15 protein-coding genes and 1 pseudogene are annotated in these 20,339 nt (G+C 38.5%); 13 read left to right on the forward strand and 3 right to left on the reverse strand.

Annotation, left to right across the window (positions count from 1 at the left end):
• Positions 1 to 133: 133 nt before the first annotated feature.
• The 8 genes from glmU to QM874_RS00870 all read left to right on the forward strand — a co-directional run bounded on the left by glmU (position 134) and on the right by QM874_RS00870 (position 7,937).
• Positions 134 to 1,513 (forward strand): bifunctional UDP-N-acetylglucosamine diphosphorylase/glucosamine-1-phosphate N-acetyltransferase GlmU, encoded by a 1,380-nt coding sequence (gene glmU / locus QM874_RS00835; RefSeq protein ID WP_414315846.1) that lies wholly within the window; start codon positions 134 to 136, stop codon positions 1,511 to 1,513.
• Between the two features lie 9 nt (positions 1,514 to 1,522).
• Positions 1,523 to 2,086 (forward strand): NUDIX hydrolase, encoded by a 564-nt coding sequence (locus QM874_RS00840; protein ID WP_414315847.1) that lies wholly within the window; start codon positions 1,523 to 1,525, stop codon positions 2,084 to 2,086.
• Positions 2,079 to 2,390, forward strand: a complete 312-nt coding sequence (gene macP / locus QM874_RS00845) for a cell wall synthase accessory phosphoprotein MacP (RefSeq protein ID WP_414315848.1) — start codon at positions 2,079 to 2,081, stop codon at positions 2,388 to 2,390. Before QM874_RS00840 ends, macP begins: the two co-directional genes overlap by 8 nt.
• A gap of 10 nt (positions 2,391 to 2,400) precedes the next feature.
• Positions 2,401 to 3,096 (forward strand): 5'-methylthioadenosine/adenosylhomocysteine nucleosidase, encoded by a 696-nt coding sequence (locus QM874_RS00850; RefSeq protein WP_414270019.1) that lies wholly within the window; start codon positions 2,401 to 2,403, stop codon positions 3,094 to 3,096.
• 292 nt (positions 3,097 to 3,388) lie between these two features.
• Positions 3,389 to 5,680 carry a DNA helicase PcrA gene (gene pcrA / locus QM874_RS00855; RefSeq protein WP_414315849.1) on the forward strand — a complete coding sequence of 764 codons (2,292 nt, stop codon included), beginning with the start codon at positions 3,389 to 3,391 and terminating at the stop codon, positions 5,678 to 5,680.
• 314 nt (positions 5,681 to 5,994) lie between these two features.
• The gene (locus QM874_RS00860; protein WP_414315850.1) at positions 5,995 to 6,255 is read left to right on the forward strand and encodes a SemiSWEET family transporter; all 261 of its coding nucleotides are present in this window, start codon (positions 5,995 to 5,997) and stop codon (positions 6,253 to 6,255) included.
• Positions 6,256 to 6,360: 105 nt separating this feature from the next.
• Positions 6,361 to 7,062, forward strand: coding sequence for a response regulator transcription factor (locus QM874_RS00865; protein WP_414315851.1), 702 nt, complete (start codon positions 6,361 to 6,363; stop codon positions 7,060 to 7,062).
• Positions 7,059 to 7,937 carry a sensor histidine kinase gene (locus QM874_RS00870; RefSeq protein WP_414315852.1) on the forward strand — a complete coding sequence of 293 codons (879 nt, stop codon included), beginning with the start codon at positions 7,059 to 7,061 and terminating at the stop codon, positions 7,935 to 7,937. Before QM874_RS00865 ends, QM874_RS00870 begins: the two co-directional genes overlap by 4 nt.
• A 39-nt stretch (positions 7,938 to 7,976) precedes the next feature.
• Here QM874_RS00870 and QM874_RS00875 read toward each other — a convergent pair whose 3' ends face one another.
• From QM874_RS00875 to QM874_RS00885, 3 genes are all read right to left on the reverse strand, one after another.
• Entirely contained in the window at positions 7,977 to 8,735 is a 759-nt protein-coding gene (locus tag QM874_RS00875; RefSeq protein WP_414315853.1) for an ABC transporter permease, read from the reverse strand.
• Positions 8,736 to 8,745: 10 nt separating this feature from the next.
• Positions 8,746 to 9,654 carry an ATP-binding cassette domain-containing protein gene (locus QM874_RS00880; protein WP_414315854.1) on the reverse strand — a complete coding sequence of 303 codons (909 nt, stop codon included), beginning with the start codon at positions 9,652 to 9,654 and terminating at the stop codon, positions 8,746 to 8,748.
• A 165-nt stretch (positions 9,655 to 9,819) separates the two neighbouring features.
• Positions 9,820 to 10,629 carry a Cof-type HAD-IIB family hydrolase gene (locus QM874_RS00885; RefSeq protein ID WP_414315855.1) on the reverse strand — a complete coding sequence of 270 codons (810 nt, stop codon included), beginning with the start codon at positions 10,627 to 10,629 and terminating at the stop codon, positions 9,820 to 9,822.
• A gap of 190 nt (positions 10,630 to 10,819) precedes the next feature.
• Between QM874_RS00885 and QM874_RS00890 the strand changes: the two are divergent.
• From QM874_RS00890 to QM874_RS00910, 5 genes and pseudogenes are all read left to right on the forward strand, one after another.
• Positions 10,820 to 11,490, forward strand: a pseudogene (locus tag QM874_RS00890) (lysostaphin resistance A-like protein).
• Positions 11,491 to 11,620: 130 nt separating this feature from the next.
• A complete protein-coding gene (gene rexB / locus QM874_RS00895; RefSeq protein ID WP_414315856.1) occupies positions 11,621 to 14,872 on the forward strand; it encodes an ATP-dependent nuclease subunit B in 3,252 nt (1,083 codons plus the stop codon).
• On the forward strand, positions 14,869 to 18,513 hold the full coding sequence (gene addA, locus QM874_RS00900) for a helicase-exonuclease AddAB subunit AddA (RefSeq protein WP_414315857.1): 3,645 nt from the start codon (positions 14,869 to 14,871) through the stop codon (positions 18,511 to 18,513). Before rexB ends, addA begins: the two co-directional genes overlap by 4 nt.
• A 16-nt stretch (positions 18,514 to 18,529) precedes the next feature.
• Complete coding sequence (locus QM874_RS00905) at positions 18,530 to 19,708, forward strand: hypothetical protein (protein ID WP_414315858.1); 1,179 nt, start codon at positions 18,530 to 18,532, stop codon at positions 19,706 to 19,708.
• Positions 19,709 to 19,832: 124 nt separating this feature from the next.
• A complete protein-coding gene (locus QM874_RS00910) occupies positions 19,833 to 20,330 on the forward strand; it encodes a YkgJ family cysteine cluster protein (protein ID WP_000031465.1) in 498 nt (165 codons plus the stop codon).
• Positions 20,331 to 20,339 lie beyond the last annotated feature (9 nt).

Genomic DNA, 20,339 nt, shown 5'->3' on the forward strand with positions numbered 1-20,339 from the left:
GGGGGAAAAAATCAAAAAAAATACTCGAAATTATGCCGTAAAGACTCTGTTTTAGCCCACTTGACTTCTTTTGTGTTTGAAAGAGTAAAAATATGATATAATTAAAAGGAATTTCAATAGAAAAGAGAAAAATATGGCAAATTATGCAGTTATTTTAGCAGCGGGTAAAGGTACCCGTATGAAATCAGATCTACCTAAAGTCATGCACAAGGTTGCAGGAATTTCAATGCTTGAGCATGTTTTTCGTAGCGTTGGCGCAATTAAACCTGAAAAAACAGTAACGGTTGTTGGCCATAAAGCAGAACTAGTGGAGCAAGTTTTAGCTGGTCAAACAGATTTTGTGAGACAGTCTGAACAATTAGGTACAGGTCATGCAGTCATGATGGCTGAGCCAATTCTTGAAGGTCTTTCCGGACAAACATTGGTTATCGCTGGTGATACACCATTAATCACTGGGGAAAGTCTTAAAAATTTGATTGATTTCCACATAAATCACAAGAATGTAGCTACAATCCTTACGGCAGAAGCTGAAGATCCATTTGGCTATGGACGTATTGTTCGTAATGAGAATGCTGAAGTGCTCCGAATCGTTGAGCAGAAGGATGCTACAGATTTTGAAAAACAAATCAAGGAAATCAATACAGGAACCTATGTCTTTGATAATGCTCGTCTCTTTGAAGCTCTTAAGAATATCAATACCAACAACGCTCAAGGTGAATACTATATCACAGATGTGATTGGTATTTTCCGTGAAGCAGGAGAAAAAGTTGGAGCTTATACTCTGAAAGACTTTGACGAAAGTCTTGGAGTAAATGACCGTGTTGCCCTTGCCACAGCCGAAGGTATCATGCGTCGTCGCATTAACCAAGCCCACATGGTTAATGGAGTTAGTTTTGTGAATCCTGAAGCTACTTACATTGACATTGATGTTGAAATTGCTCCAGAAGTTCAAATCGAAGCAAATGTAACCCTCAAAGGTTCTAGTAAGATTGGTGCAGAAACTGTTTTGACCAACGGAACTTATATCGTTGATAGTAGTATCGGAGCAGGAGCAGTGATTACCAATTCAATGATTGAAGAAAGCACGGTTGCTGGTGGCGTTACAGTTGGTCCTTATGCTCATATCCGTCCAGGCTCAAGTCTTGCAAAAGATGTGCATATCGGGAACTTTGTTGAAGTCAAAGGTTCTAGCATTGGAGAAAATACAAAAGCTGGCCATTTGACATACATTGGTAACTGTGAGGTTGGTAGTGATGTCAACTTCGGTGCAGGAACGATCACTGTAAATTACGATGGGCAGAACAAATACAAGACAGTGATTGGAAACAATGTTTTTGTCGGTTCTAATTCAACCATTATTGCACCAGTAGAGCTTGGAGATAACTCTCTTGTTGGTGCTGGTTCTACCATCACTAAGAATGTTCCTGCTGATGCCATTGCCATCGGTCGTGGTCGTCAAGCTAATAAAGATGGTTATGCTACTCGTCTGCCACATCACCCTAAAAACAAATAGGAGTTAAACATGGAATTCGAAGAAAAGACCCTAAGTCGTAAAGAAATCTATAGTGGACCAATCTTCCAATTGGTTCAAGACCAGGTTGAACTTCCTTCTGGCAAAGGTAAAGCACAACGTGATTTGATTTTTCACAATGGAGCGGTATGTGTCTTAGCAGTTACTCCAGAAAATAAGATTGTCTTAGTTAAACAATATCGTAAGGCAATTGAGAAAGTTTCTTATGAAATTCCTGCAGGTAAGCTTGAAGTAGGTGAAAATGCAGATCCAGAAGCAGCAGCCCTTCGTGAATTAGAAGAAGAAGCAGCCTATACTGGCAAACTAAATCTTCTTTATGATTTTTATTCTGCGATTGGATTTTGTAACGAGCGTTTAAAACTTTACTTGGCAAGCGATTTGACAAAAGTTGAAAATCCTCGTCCTCAGGATGAAGATGAGACTTTAGAGCTACTCGAGGTCAGTCTTGACCAAGCTAAAGCATTGATCCAGTCTGGAGATATTTGTGATGCTAAGACCATTATGGCTATCCAGTACTGGGAATTACAAAAAAATAGTGGAGGAACCCATGGGTAAACCTTTATTAACAGATGAAATGATTGAACGTGCCAATCGAGGAGAGGACATCTCAGGTCCTCCTTTGGTTGACGATGAGGAAACTAAGATTTTACCGACTTCTTCTCAAAATTTTGCCTATTCACGAAGCAGAGATCATGGCTTTAGCCAAGATACACTGACTATCGAAGTTGAACCCTCTATTCACAAAAGTCGTCGGATTGAAAATACTAAGAGAAATGTCTTTAATTCTAAATTGAATAAGATTCTATTTGCAGTTATTCTTCTCTTGATTTTGTTAATTCTAGCAATGAGATTTATTTAGGGGGACTATCATGAAAATTGGAATTATTGCAGCTATGCCTGAAGAACTAGCTTACTTACTTCAACACTTGGAGGACGCTCGTGAAGAAAAGGTTCTGGGAAATAGCTATCATACCGGTAAAGTTGGTTCTGTTGAACTTGTACTCGTAGAGAGTGGTATCGGAAAAGTCATGTCTGCAATGAGTGTCGCTATCTTAGCAGATCACTTTCAGGTTGATGCAGTGATTAATACTGGATCTGCTGGTGCAGTGGCAACTGGGATCGCAGTAGGGGATGTAGTGATTGCAGACAAGCTTGCCTATCACGATGTTGATGTGACTGCCTTTGGCTATGATTACGGTCAAATGGCTCAACAACCTCTTTATTTTGAATCAGACAAAAAGTTTATCAGTTTGATTCAAGAGAGTTTGTCTAAACTGGAACAAACTTGGCACTTGGGCCTAATCGCTACAGGTGATAGTTTTGTGGCTGGAGAAGATAAAATCAAGGTCATTAAAGAACACTTCCCTCAAGTTCTTGCTGTAGAGATGGAAGGAGCAGCTATTGCTCAAGCAGCTCATGCCTTGAATCTACCTTTCTTGGTCATTCGTGCTATGAGTGACAATGCCAATCATGAAGCATCCGTTTCCTTTGATGAGTTTATCGTAGAAGCAGGACGTCGTTCTGCCCAAGCCCTAATGACGCTTTTGCAGTCTATAAAGGATTAATAGAATAATTACTGAGAGTGGGACAGAAATCGGTAATTCGTTAGAATTCGATTTCGTCGTCCCACCTCCGCACAGTTGAGTAGGGCTGTAAAAGCTGATGAAATCAGCGTAGTAGAGCCTATTCAACCACTGCGTCTTGCTCGACAATCAAAAGAGAATTGAGAGGCTAGGACTTTTGTCCCAGCCTCTTCTTGTCTTGCCAACTAAAATAATCAGAAGAGTTCTAAGAAAAGTTATTTTTCCGCTTTTTTGATATAATAGAAACATTGACTTGAAGAATAAGGAAGAGGAAATGAACGAATTATTAAACGGTATGAATGACCGACAGGCTGAAGCGGTCCAAACAACAGAAGGTCCACTGCTGATCATGGCGGGGGCTGGTTCTGGAAAGACCCGAGTTTTAACCCACCGTATTGCCTACTTAATTGATGAAAAGATGGTAAACCCATGGAATATCTTGGCCATTACCTTTACCAATAAGGCTGCGCGTGAAATGAAGGAGCGTGCTTATGGGCTCAACCCAGCTACTCAGGATTGTTTGATCGCGACCTTCCACTCTATGTGTGTGCGTATCCTACGTCGTGATGCGGATCATATTGGTTACAATCGTAACTTTACCATTATCGATCCAGGTGAGCAGCGAACACTGATGAAACGCATTCTCAAACAGTTAAACTTGGATCCAAAAAAATGGAATGAACGGACTATATTGGGAACCATTTCAAATGCTAAGAATGATCTGATTGATGATGTTGCTTATGCTGCTCAAGCAGGAGATTTATATACAAACATTGTCTCTAAGTGTTATGATGCCTATCAAAAGGAACTCCGTCAGTCTGAATCAGTTGACTTTGATGATTTGATTATGTTGACCTTGCGGCTCTTTGACCAAAATCCTGATGTATTAACTTATTACCAGCAAAAGTTCCAGTACATCCACGTTGATGAGTATCAAGATACCAACCATGCCCAGTATCAATTAGTTAAACTCCTGGCTTCACGCTTTCAAAATATCTGTGTAGTTGGGGATGCTGACCAGTCTATCTACGGTTGGCGTGGTGCTGATATGCAGAATATCTTGGATTTTGAGAAGGATTATCCTAAAGCCAAGGTTGTTTTGTTGGAGGAAAATTACCGCTCAACCAAAACCATTCTCCAAGCAGCTAACGATGTCATCAAAAACAATAAAAATCGTCGTTCTAAGAATCTATGGACTCAAAATGCTGATGGGGAACAGATTGTCTACTATCGTGCTAATGATGAACAAGACGAGGCAGTCTTTGTAGCCAAAACCATTGATGAACTTGGTCGAAGCCAAAACTTCCTCCACAAGGACTTTGCAGTTCTTTACCGTACCAATGCCCAATCTCGTACGATTGAAGAGGCTCTGCTCAAATCCAATATTCCTTATACCATGGTCGGTGGAACTAAGTTCTACAGCCGTAAAGAAATTCGTGATATTATCGCCTATCTGAATCTCATTGCCAACTTGAGTGATAATATCAGTTTTGAGCGCATTATCAATGAACCTAAACGTGGTATTGGACCAGGAACAGTAGAGAAAATCCGTGATTTTGCTAATATGCAAAACCTATCCATGCTAGACGCTTCAGCTAACGTTATGTTGTCAGGGATAAAAGGTAAGGCAGCCCAGTCGATCTGGGATTTTGCAAATATGATTCTTGATTTGCGGGAGCAACTGGATCAATTAACCATTACTGAGTTAGTGGAAGCAGTCTTGGAAAAGACAGGCTACGTGGATATTCTCAATGTCCAGGCGACTTTGGAAAGTAAAGCTCGCATCGAAAATATCGAAGAGTTTCTTTCTGTTACCAAGAATTTCGATGATAATCCAGATAATCAGGAAGAAGAAACTAGACTGGATAAACTAAGTCGCTTCCTCAATGACTTGGCCTTGATTGCAGATACAGACTCTGGCAGTCAGGAAACATCAGAAGTAACCTTGATGACGCTCCATGCTGCCAAGGGACTGGAGTTTCCAGTTGTATTCTTGATTGGGATGGAAGAAAATGTCTTTCCACTTAGTCGTGCAGCAGAAAATGTGGATGAACTAGAAGAAGAACGTCGTCTGGCCTATGTAGGAATCACGCGCGCAGAGAAAATTCTCTATCTGACTAATGCCAACTCACGCTTGCTTTTTGGACGTACCAACTATAATCGTCCAACACGCTTTATCAATGAGATTAGTTCAGATTTACTGACCTATCAAGGTTTGGCTCGTCCAGCCAATAGTAGCTTCAAAGCAACTTATAGCAGTGGAGGTGTCGCATTTGGACAAGGAATGAGCCTAGCTCAAGCCCTTCAGGATCGTAAACGCAATGCAGCACCAAGATTCATTCAATCAAAAGGACTACCATTTGGACAGTTTGCAGCAGCTGGTTCTAAATCGGCTTCAAGTGAGACAAGCTGGTCTATTGGTGATATTGCACTTCATAAGAAATGGGGCGAAGGTACTGTCCTTGAAGTTTCAGGAAGTGGAACTACTCAGGAATTGAAAATCAATTTCCCAGAGGTCGGCCTCAAAAAACTGTTGGCTAGTGTAGCACCGATTGAGAAGAAGTAAGTTTTCAAAATGGTTAAGATTGAGGTTGGGACAAAAGATCCCGACCTCACTTTTTATTAGCAATCAAACTTTGACGCGGTAGCTGATTGAACTTTTTGTTCGTCTTTTAGACTCCAAAAAGCTCCTAATCATCCTCGCGGGGCTGGGACTACGAAATCGAGACTATGTCTATCGATTTCTGTCCCACCACCATTTTTACGAATTCTCTTATCACAATCTTGTGATAATTTACATTTTCTTAACAAAAAGTTTTTTTGCTCACATGATTTTAAAAAATAGTGTATAATTGAGACTGCTTTTGAAAGGAGAAGAAAATGACTGAAAAACAAATGAAAACTTTAGGTTGGATTGCAACCTTTATGTCTGTAATGATGTATATCTCATATATTCCACAAATTATGAATAACCTTGCGGGTCAAAAAGGAAACTTTATCCAACCAGCAGTAGCTGCACTTAACTGCAGTCTTTGGGTATACTACGGACTCTTTAAAAAAGAACGTGATATTCCTTTGGCAGCAGCAAATGCTCCAGGTATTGTTTTTGGACTTATTACCGCATTGACAGCTTTAATTTAATATAGATAATGAACTCTTCTTCGTATTTAAGCATGAAGGAGAGTTTTTCTTTATCCGAAAATCCTAAAAAAACATGATATAATACTATTAGAAAGGTTGGTGTTTATGGCTAGAATACTTATCATTGAAGATAATAATGAGATTCAAGAAATTTTGAAAACTCTTCTTTCTGAGGAACATGAGGTGATTCAAGCTTTTTCTGGTACTGAAGGAATGATTCGTTTTGAGCAAGGCAACATTGATCTAATCTTGCTGGATATTATGCTTCCAGGAAAAAATGGCGATCAAGTTTTAAAAGCCGTTAGAAAAGATAGCTCAGTTCCTGTCATCATGCTAACTGCCCTAAGCGATAAAAAGCTCATCAGTCAATATCTCTTAGATGGTGCTAATGATTATATTGTAAAGCCTTTTGATTTGGATGAAGTTTTTGCCAGAGTTACGGTACAATTACGTCAAAATAGTGACAAGCAACCAGCTGAAATCGAAAATCCTGACAAGTTGATTCAAGAGTTAAAAAATATTCAGTTTGATGCAGATAGTTTTGAAATCAAAAATTGCCAGGAAACTATTCGCCTAGCTAAGAAAGAATGTTTGATTCTCCAAACCTTACTGGGACATCCTAAGAAAATTTTCACGAAAGAAGAACTCTATGAGTTGGTATGGGAGGATACTTATTTACCAGGCGATAATACTCTCAACACTCATTTAAGTAATCTCCGTAAAAAATTAGGCCAACTGGATCCAGAGCAAGAGTATATTGAAACTATCTGGGGAGTTGGTGTTCGGTTAAAAGGAGATGAGAAATGATCTACATTTTACTATCTTTGCTAGTGCTGGTTATTATCCTATTGACGATATGGTTGATTCGCTACCATTTAGCACTCGTTAACTTGAGTCAACAAATCGAAGATAAGATTCTTACTGGAAGCATGAAAAGAATTGGAGTATCAACGTTCTCTAAGGATTTTTTACATCTTTACCAGCAAATCAATCATCTCTTTCAAGAAGTTGAGCAGTCACGCTTGATTATGAAACGTGAAAAACAGACTTTAGACATGGCTATTAGCAATATTGCACACGATATTCGAACGCCCTTAACGATTGCATCGGGTTATACTCAGCAATTGCTTAAAACAGAAAATCCTGAGTCTGAGAGTTTGAAAAAAATTTCCCATCATCTCAATCAAGTTTCAAAACGTCTAGAGGCTCTTTTGGACTATCGTCGGTTAATGGAGGGAGCAGTAAAACCTGACTTATCTGAGTTAGAAGTCTCGACATTTATGACGCAAAAACTGCTGACCTATTATGATTCATTTCAGACGGCAAAGATTAACCTTGATTTACAAGTGGAACCTAGTTTGTATTTGTTGACTGATTCAGATTTATTAGACCGTATGTTGCAAAATCTCATTGGCAATGTTTTAAAACATGGTAAGGATGAAGCGAGATTTTCTTTGAAGGAAGTGGACAATCACATTTGTTTGGAAATTTCAAATCTGGTCAAACAACCCATTCGCAAAATTGAAAATCTCAGTCAGCGATTTTACTCTGAAAATCTCTCAGATACAGAAGAATCGTCTGGTTTAGGTCTTTATATTACTGAAGAACTATCCCATCTCCTTGGAGCAGAACTACAACTAAGTACAGATGGTGCCTGGTTTACAGTTAAGATACTCTTTTAAAACAAAGAACCTCCTCTTTTTGAAAAGAGGAGGTCATTTTTATAAGCTTTTCTTTTTGAAAACAGCAAGTCCACTAATGGTAAAGAATAGAATAACAGTTACTGTAACGATAATGGTGTATAGAACAGCCTGACTATAGGCAGTCATGGCATAGGCAACATTTAAGGATAAATAGCGTAAAATCTCGATATCTGGAAAGATAAGCATCGGTGTTGAAAGCAAGATAGAACTGATTAAATAGCCTATGAAAACAGCCAAATAAGAATGAGTCACATAGAGAATGAAGGAAACAATAGATAGCCAAGCTAGAAGGCAGAGGAATTCCAGAGCAATTGTTAGAAGTAGATTGCCAATAAATCCTTCTGGTATCGTACCAACCCCGTTTAGGATAGTTGCTGGTACGAAAGCAATAACCAGACTAACAAGAATTTGCATTAGAGCGATACTTGCTAATACTACAAACTTAGCTAGGAAGAATTCTGTGCGAGAAACCCCTACTGTCAAACTGTTTTTATAGAGGTTTCCGATAAGGTCAACTCCCAGAACGAGGCAAGCAAGGATAATACAGAGAAAAACGAGGTTTGAACCTTGACTCGATGCGTTAATCAGGGCTTGCACACCATTCCAACCTTGGGTTGGAATTTCTGATTCTGGGGGCGTTGTATTAACTGACATTAGATGTCCTGTAGCCCCAATAGTAGCTCCCATTAACATGAGTGCAAAGAGAACAATCTCTGTAATCCAAAAACCTTTGGAACGGAAAAGACGGTAAAAGTCTGCTTGAATTGTATGAATCATGATCTTCCTCCTATTTTACTAATTGTGTGAAGTATTCTTCAAGATTTTGACGAGCATAGTAAATCTCATCAACAGCGACATCTGCTAGAGTAAGTTCTTTGAGAATTCGTTTGACATCTTGTTCATGACTAAAAATATGAATCTCATTATCTGAATTCACAACTTTAAATTCAAGACGCACTTTGTCTTTTAAGATTTGACTAGCTTTTTCTTTTTCACTTGTTTTCAGAACGATATAGTCTTCATTCAGTGTCTCAAATTCAGCCTTACTGATTTCTCGAATGATTTTTCCTTGGTCCAGAATTCCAAAGCGATTGGCAACAAGATAAAGTTCTGACAAGATATGACTAGAGATGAGAATGGTCATTCCTTTCTCTTGATGCAGACGTTGAATCATTTGACGAAACTCTTTGATACCGATTGGGTCAAGACCATTGATGGGTTCATCAAGGATGAGAAAGTCTGGTTTTGATAGGAGGGCAATAGCAATGCCTAGGCGTTGTTTCATTCCAAGAGAGAAATCTCGAAAAACTTTTCTACCTGTATCTGCTAACCCCACATACTTTAATGTTTCCTGAATGACTTGATCAGCATTTGGGATATGTCGAATAGTACAATAGTATCTTAGATTTTGATAGGCTGTTAAATGATTGTGAGCTACTGGGGATTCAATGACTGAACCTACTCGAGATAGTGCTTTTGTGCACTCCTTATACCCTTGACTAGAAAAGAGGGAAATAGTTCCTTGGTCAGCAGATAATAATTGTGTAACGATTTTAATCAGAGTTGTTTTACCAGCACCATTTTTTCCGATAAGTCCATAGATATCTCCTTCTTTTACTGAGAGACTAAGATCTTGTAGAATAGGTTGTTTGCCAAATTGTTTGGACAAGCCATGGATTTCGAGGACTGTTTTCATAGTTTTCTCCTTTAATCTTTAAGGTGTTTTATTTTTATAACTCTAGTATAAAGCATAGATATCAAAGAATCGTCAAGCATTTCTAAAGAGTTTCTAAAGTTTTTAAATTTTTAAAAAAAATAAAAGCCCAGTTGGCTAGAAATACTAGTTGACTGGGCTTATTTTTTACAAAATATATTTCTCAATAGCGCGTGCAACACCATCTTCTTCATTGCTAGCAGTTACGGCATCAGCGAGAGATTTGACGTGGTCGCTGGCATTTCCCATAGCGATCCCCAGCCCAGCAAATTCTAACATCTCAATGTCGTTATTGGCATCACCCATAGCCATGATTTCAGAAGGTTGGATATCTAAAATTTCAGCCAAACGAGAAAGAGCAAAGGCCTTGGTTGTACCGAGTGGCATTGCTTCATAGATCACTGGTTGTGAACGAACACCGCTAAATTTTTGACAAAGTTCATCAGCAAATCGTTGTTCAAAGTCATCTGTCTGTTCTTTTGTCCCTAAAAACATACCTTGGAACATACGATACTTCCCGCTAGTAGCTTCTTCCAGTGAGATTTCAGTCAGGTCAGAGAAAACAAGTGTGGCATCATATTGAACGATAGGATTTGGTTTACCTCCAAGAACGAAGTAGTGCTCTTCATCAAAGAGAGTTAATTGAACCTCACTCTTTTCAGCAAGGTCATTCAGATATTCGATGTCTGGTTTGCTAAGTTCCCGCCAGTCAACCAGTCCCCAATCACTGGTTTGGTGGGTAGAACATCCATTGTTGACGATGACGTATTCATTTTCCAAATCCAGACCCAGTTTCTTATAATATGGGAGGACTCCAAAGAGTGGACGACCAGTACAGAGAACCAGTTTGACGCCTTTGTCGATAGCCTTATGAATGGCGTCAATATGAGCCTGAGGGATTTCCTTGGCTTCATTGAGTAGAGTTCCATCCATATCCAGAGCAAGTAGTTTAATCATAGTAGTTCCTTTTCACGTCTTTTATCTATATTATAGCATATTTTGGAGGAAATAAGGATTACTATGTCAATTTAGGACGTTTGGATGACAATTTAAGATTTGAAGAAGATAATTGGCAAATATATGCTATACTAAACTTGCAATGCAGTTGAGATTATAGAGATAATGAAGAAAAAGCAGAGGGCTTATTATGAAAAGAAGAACAGTACAGATTTTACTAGCTTTATTAGTAATTGTTTATAGGAAGACATGGTTTTGGTGGATTTTTAATCATTTTGCAGGTAGGCTTGTGCCTGCTAGTAGAGAATTTTTTCAAATTCTTTCTTTTTTAGAGCTCATCGTTACTTTTATAGCTATTCTTTATTTACTAGTATTCGAAGGTAAAAGAATTCTTGAGTTGAAGTGGAAATGGAGATATCCAGTTTATTTGCTTCTTGCTTATGGAGTCAGTTATCTTTCAGATATTGTGTTTTCCTTTTTAACCCCTGCAACGTCCAATCAAATCGCTTTAAATGAATTGACTGAGATGACAGGGCGACAAGAGTTACCTTATCTTTTACTTATTGTTTGTCTTCTAGGACCAATTACAGAAGAATTGGTATATCGAGGAGTTCTGATGAATACATTTTTGAAAGATTCACCATGGTATGGAGATGTTTTGCTATCAGCCTGTGTCTTTGGCTATGTGCATGTCAGCTCAGGTTTAACACCACTCGCCTTTTTCACCTATGCAAGTGGAGGAGCAATTTATGCATTCCTCTACCGAAAAACTCACTCTCTCTATTATCCCATTTTGCTCCATATCATGATTAACATTACAGCATTTTGGGATTATGGATGCTCGTATTTTCTGCTAGGTAAATATTAAAAAGTCGGATTTTATTCCGACTTTTTTAATACGGGACAGGTTAAAATAAGGGCTTTATATCAATCTGTTTTGACCTAAAAAATGATATAATAAAAGGTAATGACAAAAACAAACGAGGCAGAGATGAAATTACTGTATACCGATATTCGGACTTCTTTGACAGAAATCCTAACAAAGGAGGCTCAAGGGCTGGTCGCCCAGGGAAAACGAGTCTTTTACATTGCCCCTAACTCTCTTTCTTTTGAAAAGGAACGTGCCGTGCTGGAGTACTTGAGTCAGCAGGCTTCTTTTGCTATCACAGTCACGCGCTTCGCTCAGATGGCTCGTTATCTGGTTTTAAACGATATACCAGCGAAGTCTAGTCTCGATGATATCGGTCTTGGTATGGCTTTCTATAAATGTCTATCTGAGATTGATGCTAAGGATTTGCGAGTTTACGGAGCTATTAAACAAGATCCGCAATTCATCCAACAACTGATCGAAATTTATCACGAAATGACAACTGCTAAGATGAGTTTTTTGGACTTGGAAAGTCTAGCTGACGCTGATAAACGCTCTGATTTACTCTTAATTTTTGAAAAAGTAACAGCTTATCTAAATCAAGGTCAAGTTTCTCAAGGAAGTCAATTATCGTATCTGATCAATGCTATCGAAGAAAACAAGGTAAGTAGTGATTTTAGTAAAATTGCCCTAGTCATTGATGGTTTCACCCGTTTTTCTGCAGAAGAGGAACACCTAGTGGACTTGCTCCATCGTAAGGGTGTTGAGATTATTATTGGTGTATATGCGTCTAAGAGAGCCTATACTAGCCCATTTAGTGAAGGCAACCTCTATCAAGCCAGTGTTGAGTTTCTACGTCATTTAGCCTTTAAATATCAGACTAAGGCAGAAAATGCATGTCAAGAACATGAAAACCTTGATGCTTTCGCTAAAACCTCAAAATTACTGGAAAGTGCTTATGATTATTCTGAAATCAGTATAGAAGTGGATGCTAAGGATAGAGAAGACTTGCAAATCTGGTCTTGTCTGACCCAAAAAGAAGAGCTAGAGCTAGTTGCTCGTAGTATTCGCCAGAAATTGCACCAAGACTCAGAACTTAGTTATAAGAATTTCCGTATTCTACTAGGTGATGTAGAGTCCTATAGACTGTCTCTGCAGACAATTTTTAATCAATATCAGATACCCTTCTATCTGGGGAGAAGCGAGTCTATGGCTCATCATCCTTTGACTCAATTTGTAGAATCCGTGGGACGTCTCAAACAATACAATTTCCGTCAAGAAGATTTGATTAATCTCTTACGCACTGGCTTGTATACTGACCTTAACCAAGAGGAAATTGATAGCTTTGAACAATATCTCCGCTATCTGGGGATTGATGGTCTGTCTAACTTTAAACAAGAATTTACTAAAAATCATCGTGAAAAATTTGATTTAATCAAATTAAATGAGCTTCGTGTTCGTGTTCTAAGCCCACTAGAAACTCTATTATCCAGTCGTAAACAAAAGGCTGAAAATATCCTTGCAAAATGGAAGAACTTTTTGAAGGATTCTTTTGTGACCAAGCAATTGCAAACCTTATCTGCAACAATGGAAGTGGCAGAACAAGAAAGACAAGAGGAGGTCTGGAAAGCATTTTGCCACGTAATGGAGCAATTTGCAACTGTATTTGAAGGTTCTCAGGTCACTTTAGATGATTTCTTGGCACTTCTTCATTCGGGAATGTCCATATCAAATTATCGTACGATCCCAGCAACGGTAGATACGGTTCTGGTGCAAAGTTATGATTTGATTGCACCTTTGACAGCTGAATACATTTATGCACTTGGTTTGAGTCAAGATCACTTGCCTAAAATTGCTCAAAACACTAGTTTATTGAGCGATGAAGAAAGGGAAGTACTGAACCAAGCAACCCAAGAAGGTTCTCAATTACTGATTGCAAGTCAAGAAAACCTTAAGAAAAACCGCTATACCATGCTTTCTTTGGTCAATTCTGCCCGTAAACAGTTAGTCTTGTCAGCACCAAGTTTACTAAATGAAAATGAGAGTAAAGAGTCAGTTTATCTGAAAGAATTGCAGGACTTTGGTTTTAGCAAGATTGAACAGAGAATTGACCGAAAGAATCTAACAAAGGATGATATTGGTTCTTATCACAGTCTTTTGTCTAGTCTTGTTGCCTATCATCAGCAAGGTGAGTCCGAGATAAGTGACCAAGACTTAACCTTTGTCAAAGTTTTAGCTCGTGTCATGGGGAGAAAGTTGGAAGACCAAGGTTTAGAAAATCCAGTCCTGCCTACAAGTCCTCGCAGTAAGACTTTAGCGGCAGATACTTTAGATGCCTTGTATCCTCAAAATCAAGATTTTTATCTATCAACTTCGGGATTAACGGAGTTTTATCGAAATGAATATAGTTATTACCTTCGTTATGTCTTAGGCTTGCAGGAAGAATTGCGTCTTCGTCCTGATGCAAGAAGTCACGGGAATTTCTTACATCGTATTTTTGAACGAGCAATGAAACTTCCCCCTAATGAATCCTTTGATCGTCGTTTAGAACAAGCTATCTCTGAAACCAGTCAAGAACGTGAGTTTCAAGCTATTTATCAGGAGAGTTTGGAGGCTCAATTTACTAAGGAAGTCCTCTTGGATGTCGCACGCGCTACTGGACATATTCTTAGACATAATGCGGATGTTGAAACGATTCAGGAAGAGGCAGTCTTTGGTGGCAAGGAACAAGCCTTTATTCAGCTAGATAATGGTCGAAATCTCTATGTTCGTGGTAAGGTTGACCGAATTGACCGTCTAAAATCAGATGGAGCTATCGGTGTTGTAGATTATAAGTCTTCTTTGACTCAGTTCAAGTTCCCTATGTTTTATAATGGTCTTAACTCGCAATTACCAACCTATCTAGCTGCCCTCAAGCAAGAAGGGAATAGAGACTTCTTTGGTGCTATGTACCTAGAAATGGCTGAACCAATTCAGTCATTACAAACTGCAAAAACTCTTTCTAAAGCAGTAGCAGAAACCAATAAGACTATGAAATACCAAGGCCTCTTTCTTGAAAAAGAGATAAAAAACCTTGGAGAGTTTTACAATAAAAACAAGACTTATCAGTTGTCTGATGAGGAATTCCAGTTATTGTTGGACTATAATGCCCTTCTCTACAAAAAAGCGGCAGAGAAGATTTTATCTGGTGAATTTGCGATCAACCCTTATACAGAAAACGGTAAAAGCATTGCACCCTATGTGCAACAATACCAAGCTATTACAGGTTTTGAAGCCAATTATCATTTAGGTCAGGCGAGATTTTTAGAGAAAGTTGCCAAGAGCAATGCCAAGGAAGCTTGGTTTAATAAATTCAGAGAGGAGTTGGAGCGATGAAATTTTTAACCCAAGAAGAGATTGCAGCCTTGCAAGTAACAGAAGCTAATTCTGACAAGAAGCCAAAGAAAACTGCTGAGCAAATTCAAGCGATCTACAGTTCTGGTCAAAACATTCTGGTCTCAGCATCAGCTGGCTCAGGGAAAACCTTTGTCATGGCTGAACGAATTCTTGACCAACTAGCGCGTGGTGTTGAGATTCGCCAACTCTTTATCTCAACCTTTACGGTAAAGGCAGCAACCGAGTTAAAAGAACGCTTGGAAAAGAAAATCAGTCAACAAATCCAAGAGACTCAAGATTTGGAACTAAAAAAACACCTCGGCAGACAACTAGCTGATTTACCCAATGCTGCGATCGGGACCATGGACTCTTTTACTCAGAAGTTCCTAACTAAACATGGCTATCTTCTCGACCTTGCTCCAAACTTCCGCATTCTTCAGAATGAAAGTGAGCAGCTTCTCTTAAAAAATGAGGTTTTTCGACAAGTTTTTGAACAGCACTACCAAGGCAAGGATAAAGATAATTTTAGTCGATTGGTCAAGAACTTTGCAGGTAGAAGCAAAGATGCGCGTGGTTTGCGTAAACAGGTCTATATGATTTATGACTTTTTGCAATCTACCAGCAATCCTCAGGCTTGGCTAGAAAATTCCTTTCTAAAAGGCTTTGAAAAGGCTGATTTTACAGTTGCTAAAGAAACCCTTGCAGAGGATATAAAAGAAAGACTTTGGGATTTAGAAAGCTTTTTCCGTTACCATTTGGAAAATGATGCCAAGGAATTTGGCAAAGCAGCTTACCTAGAATCTGTCCAACAAGTCCTTGACGAGATCGGTTCTTTAAGCCATGAATCTACTTTTGAGCAATATCTAGAAGTTTTAGACCGAGTTGTTAGTATCTCTAAGGATAAGGGAGGTCGTTCTCTTACAAATGCTAGTCGTAAGGCCGAACTGCAAGACTTGAAAGAAATCTACAACCAAGAGAGAAAAGCAAAGTTTGAAAAATTGATTGCACTCAATGACCAAATCACTTTACTAAAATTCCAAGAAGATTATCATCAAGATTCCTGGGACTTGGCAGAGACATTCCAAGTATTCATGAGTGATTTTGTTGATGCCTATAGACAACGAAAACGTGAAGAAAATGCCTTTGAATTTGCGGATATTAGCCACTATACCATTGAGATTTTGGAAAACTTCCCACAGGTTCGACAAGAGTATCAGGAACGCTTCCACGAAGTTATGGTCGATGAATATCAGGATACCAACCACATCCAGGAGAGAATGCTGGAACTCCTCTCAAACGGTCATAATCGTTTTATGGTAGGAGATATTAAGCAGTCTATTTATCGTTTTAGACAGGCAGATCCCCAAATCTTCAACGAAAAATTTCATAGATTTGCTCAGGAAAGTGAAGAAGGTCAATTAATTCTACTTAAGGAAAATTTCCGGAGCAGTTCAGAAGTTCTAGATGCTACGAATGATGTCTTTAAGCGTCTTATGGACGAGGAAGTTGGGGAAATTTCATACGATGGTATGCATCAACTTGTTTTTGGAAATACTGATATTCAAGCAAATCTTGAAAACAAGGCAGAAGTTCTCTTATATGATAAGGATGATAGCGATTCTGATGATGAGGAGGAACTTGCAACCAACAAATTAACTGGTGAAATGCGCATGGTGCTTAAGGAGATAATTCACCTTCATAATGATAAAGGTGTACCTTTCAAGGACATGGCTCTCTTGACTGCCAGCAGAAGTCGGAACGACCAGGTTTTACTTGCTTTGTCGGAATATGGGATACCAGTTAAAACTGATGGCGCTCTAAACAATTATTTGCAATCTTTAGAAGTGCAGGTTATGTTGGATACTCTTCGTGTCATCCATAATCCTCTGCAAGACTTTGCTTTAGTAGCTCTCATGAAGTCTCCTATGTTTAGCTTTGATGAAGATGAATTGGCTCGTCTAGCTCTTCAAAATTCCGAGGATAAGGTTCAAGAAAACTTTTATGAGAAACTAGTCAATGCTCAGAAGAAAATTGGTCTTCAAAAGGATTTAATCAAAGATGAATTACAAAAGAAACTAAACTTCTTCATGGAAACAGTCCAGGCTTGGCGCGTATATTCCAAAACGCACTCACTTTATGGTCTCATTTGGAAAATCTATAGTGACCGCTTTTACTATGACTATGTTGGTGCTTTGCCAAATGGTCAGGCTAGACAGGCTAACCTCTATGCCTTAGCTTTACGAGCTGATCAGTTTGAAAAGAGTAATTTTAAGGGATTATCTCGCTTTATTCGAATGATAGATCAGGTCTTGGAAGCCCAGCATGATCTTGCCAATGTGGCTGTAGCACCACCTAAGGATGCTGTAGAACTTATGAGTATTCATAAAAGTAAGGGCCTTGAGTTTCCTTATGTCTTTATCCTTAATATTGATCAGCAATTTAATAAGCAAGATTCCATGTCTGAAGTTATCCTAAGTCGTAAAAATGGCCTTGGTCTTAAGTACGTAGCTAGAGTAGCTACAAATGCAAAAGAGGAATATGTTCCATCTACGATTAAGCTATCCATCCCAAGCTTGACTTATATTCAAAATGAGGAAGAGCTCCAATTAGCAAGTTATTCTGAGTTGATGCGTTTGCTTTATGTAGCCATGACGCGAGCTGAGAAAAAATTATATTTAGTCGGGAAAGGTTCTCGAGAAAAGTTGGAGTCTAAAGAATATCCGACAAATGGAAAAGGTCTTTTGACTCGAGAAACTAGACTAGATGCTACTAATTTCCAAGATTGGATTTGGGCCATTTACCAAGCATTTACGAAAGAGGATTTGCACTTCACTGTACGTTTTGAGGGTGAAGAAGACTTAACCAAGGAAGTGATCGGAGTCTTGGAAAATAAAAGTAAGCTTCAAGATCAATCCCAAGCAGATAACCGTCAATCTGATACCATTAAGGAAGCTTTAGAAATGCTGAAAGAAGTGGAAGTCTATAATCAAGTCCACCGTGCAGCGATTAATCTTCCGAGTGTTCAGACCCCAAGCCAGATTAAGAAGTTTTATGAACCAGTCATGGATATGGAAGGTGTAGTAGTAGCTGGTCAAAGTAAAGTAAAAGATAATTTGATTCAGTTTGAACTTCCAGACTTCTCTAAAACAGAGAAAGTTACTGGAGCCGAGATTGGTAGTGCCACACATGAACTCATGCAGCGAATCAACCTTTCTCAGAGGCCAAGTATAGAAACTCTAACAGAAGCCTTAAATCAAGTTCAGGCAACTTCAGCTGTTAAAGATAAAGTTAATCTAGAAAAAATCTTGTCCTTCTTTGATACAGATCTTGGTCAAGAGATTCTTGCAAATCAAGATAAACTTTATCGAGAACAACCCTTCTCTATGTTAAAAAGAGATGCTAAGAGTCAGGAAGATTTTGTTGTCCGTGGAATTTTAGATGGATATCTAGTTTACGATGATAAAATTGTTCTCTTTGATTACAAGACAGACCGCTATGACCAAGCTAGTCAACTGATTGAACGTTATAGAGGTCAATTATCTCTCTATGCAGAGGCTCTATCTCGTTCTTATCAGATAGAAACCGTTGAAAAATACTTGATTTTACTTGGCAAAGAGCTGGTAGAAGTCGTTAAACTATAAAAAGAAAGGAGGCATCATGTCCATTCCTGTTAGAAAAAACTTATATGATGCAGTTTTAGAGTCCTCTAAAGCTGATACTTGGGAACAAGCTACCAAAGAATGGAGTGAAGTTTCCTTGATTTTTAATGGAATCGGTCGAAGTAATTGTGTCTGTGGCAATGCTATTAAGTTCGCTTATGAACTTTTTAACGGTGTTACCGGCAAACGTCTCTTTCCCATTGGGAGTGACTGTGTGCGTCATTTCCAGAGAATTAGCCTAGATCAACAGCTAGAAGAGGAGGAAAGACTTCTCAGAAAGCTTGAAAATCTGACCAGAAAAGCCCAGAAAAAAGAAGCCATTCGAGTTAATAAAACAGATTTTGATGAGCAACTGATCAACTGGCTATGGAAAAAGGGAGCTTTTAAGTCAAATCGAGGTAATCAATTCTCACCAGAAAAGGATTATCAACTCTTTTTGGAGGTATTTCAAGGTGGAAGTTGGACTAAGGCAGAGCCTTTGAAGAAAGCTCGTATGGAAGAAGTCCTTGAGAAATTTATCAAACCCTTTCTACTTGGAAAATCTGACGATCAACTCTATCTTATTAAACTCGGAAAAGAAAAGTTTGACTATGAGCAGGAGCTTCGCATCAAGGCTGAAAAGGAACGAAAGAAGCGAGACAAGATTGCCAAACAATATGCGGATAATCTAGTTCTAGCAATGGGACCAGCTGAACGAGCCTATCAGGATTACTTTGGATTGAGCGAAACACTGACACTAGAGGAGCGCCAGTGGGAAAAAATTCTCTTTGGAAAAAATCGGACAGAACGTTCTATAAAATCAAAACAGTACCAAAGAGAACTTGAAAAGGATCAACGCATTGCTAGTCAAGACCCTCTTGAAAGAAAACAAAAGCAAGTATGGTTGTTAAACTCTTATTTTCAAGATATTCCAGAAGAAAAAGCTCGCTTTTCTCGACTTTTAACAATGTATCGAAAAACTGGAGAAATCCCATTTTCAAGAGAATACCTATCTAATAATCTATTTGATTTCTTCTACAAAATGAAGGCTTTTGAGTTTGAAATAGCACCCGACCAGGTACGTGATTTTTTAAAGGAGTCTTTAAATGCAGAAAACCTATCGTCCGCTCAAAAATCTTGGATAGAAGGCATTTTAACCAACTGCATCAAACCTTTTTTAGAAAGAATGATAGTATAGCAGTAGTTTTCGTTCTGCATGGAGAGACTCATTATTGTTAAAATTATGTCTCAAAGTTTTCTACATAATTTAACTTATGTAAAAACTTAAAATATTTGTATCAATTAAAAATTAGAAAGAAACTATGTCAAAAGAAATCGATATCGAATATTATCACCAACTAGCCTTGCAAAAACAAAAAGAGCATCGAAAGTTTTTAGGAAATCTAAAGAAGAAAGCGCCTAAAAATTTAGATAAAATTGCACTTGAAATCCATCAAGAAGTTTTTAATGAAATTGATTGTACAGCCTGCGCTAACTGCTGTAAGAGTCTTGGTCCAGACTTCAAAGAAGCAGATATCACACGTATTGCCAAGTATTTTAAAATGAAATTGCCAGCTTTTGAAGCTGAGTTTTTGCAGGTAGACGAGGATGGAGATAAGGTCTTCAAATCGATGCCCTGTCCATTTTTAGGAGGGGACAATCTATGTTCTATATATGATGTTCGTCCTAAGGCTTGCAGAGAATTTCCACATACCGATCGTAAAAAGATTTATCAAATCAATAACCTGACTATTAAAAACACCTTAACTTGTCCAGCAGCCTATCTCTTTGTTGAAAGATTAAGAGAGAAAATAGATTAAGAACTCTCA

Source organism: Streptococcus infantis (assembly GCF_047463615.1).
Lineage (GTDB): Bacteria > Bacillota > Bacilli > Lactobacillales > Streptococcaceae > Streptococcus > Streptococcus infantis_X.